Annotated in this window: 1 protein-coding gene; it reads left to right on the top strand. The window is 62.2% G+C overall.

All coding sequences use genetic code 11. The features are described 5' to 3' along the window. Window positions 1-1507, top strand: a 1507-nt coding sequence (locus tag HX821_RS31605; protein ID WP_256344351.1) for a condensation domain-containing protein, incomplete at both ends; no start/stop codon positions are given.

The following is a 1507-nucleotide window of genomic DNA, read 5'->3' as shown; positions in this document are numbered from 1 at the left end:
GGCAAGACGTGCTGAAACTGGAGCGGGTTGGTCTCACCGACAACTTCTTCGAACTGGGTGGCCATTCATTGCTGGCTACACAGATGGTGTCGCGCATCCGCCAACACCTCGGCATGAACCTGCAACTGCGCAAGCTGTTCGAAAATGCCAGCCTCAAGGCTTGCGTGGCTGCGCTTGAGCCAATCCAGGCGGCGATGCCTGCGCGCATTCCAAGGGTGCCGCGTGATCAACCGTTGCCCTTGTCCTACGCCCAGCAACGCCAGTGGTTCCTTTGGCAAATGGAACCCTCCAGTGCGGCGTACCACATCCCTGCGGCGCTACGGATTCATGGCCACCTGGATTTGAAGGCGTTGCAACGCAGCTTAAGCGCACTGGTGCAGCGTCACGAGAGTTTGCGCACGACCTTTGTCCAGAAGGACGAGCGTGCGTTCCAGGTTATCCATGCCGAGTCCGGTCCGCTGCTGACGCCGCAGTTTCTCGACCTGACCTCGGCCAACCAGGCCGAGCAGATCCAGGCGTTTGTTCGCGATCAGATCAGCCGGCCGTTCGACCTGCAGAACGGTCCGCTGCTGCGGGTCGGGCTGCTGCAGGTGGCCGCCGATGAACAGGTGCTGGTGCTGACCCAGCATCACATCGTCTCCGATGGCTGGTCGATGCAGGTGCTGGTGCAGGAACTGATTGAGCGTTATGCCGCCTATAGCCAGGGTGGATCGGTTGAACCGGTGGAGTTACCGATCCAGTATGCCGATTACGCGGTGTGGCAACGCCAATGGATGGACGCCGGTGAGCGTGAGCGGCAGCTGGCTTACTGGACCAACGTCCTCGGCGCTGAACAGCCATTGCTGGAGCTGCCTGCGGACGGTCCGCGACCGGCACGCCAGAGCTTTGCCGGCGCCCGTCTGGCCGTCCAGTTACCGCAGGCATTGGGCCAACAGCTGCGGCAACTGGCGCTGGGTGAAGGTTGCAGCCTGTTCATGCTGTTGCTGGCTTCGTTCCAGGGCCTGCTGCACCGTTACAGCGGCCAGTCGGACATCCGCGTGGGCGTACCGATTGCCAACCGCAACCGGGTCGAGACCGAAGGCCTGATCGGGTTCTTCGTCAATACCCAGGTGCTCAAGGCTGAAGTCGATCCGCAGCAGCGGTTCAGCGAACTGCTGCAACAGGTCAAGACGGCGGCACTGGGCGCCGAGGCGCATCAGGACCTACCGTTCGAGCAATTGGTCGAAGCCTTGCGCCCTGAGCGCAACCTGAGCCATAGCCCGTTGTTCCAGGTGTTGTACAACCACCAGAGCGCCGGCCGCCAAGCCATCCCGCAACTGCCGGGGCTGGTGATCAAGGCCCAGGAGTGGGAAAGCCGTACCGCCCAGTTCGACTTGACCCTCGACACCCTGGACGCCGACGGCGAGCTCAGTGCAACCCTCACTTACGCCACCGACCTGTTCGACGCAAGCACTGCACAGCGTATGGCCGCTCACTGGCTGAACTTGCTGCAAGGTATCGTCGCCGA

Origin of the sequence: Pseudomonas sp. B6001 (assembly GCF_013386015.1) — a bacterium.
In the GTDB taxonomy this organism is placed as follows: Bacteria; Pseudomonadota; Gammaproteobacteria; order Pseudomonadales; family Pseudomonadaceae; genus Aquipseudomonas.
This window is presented reverse-complemented; position numbering and strand designations above follow the sequence as displayed.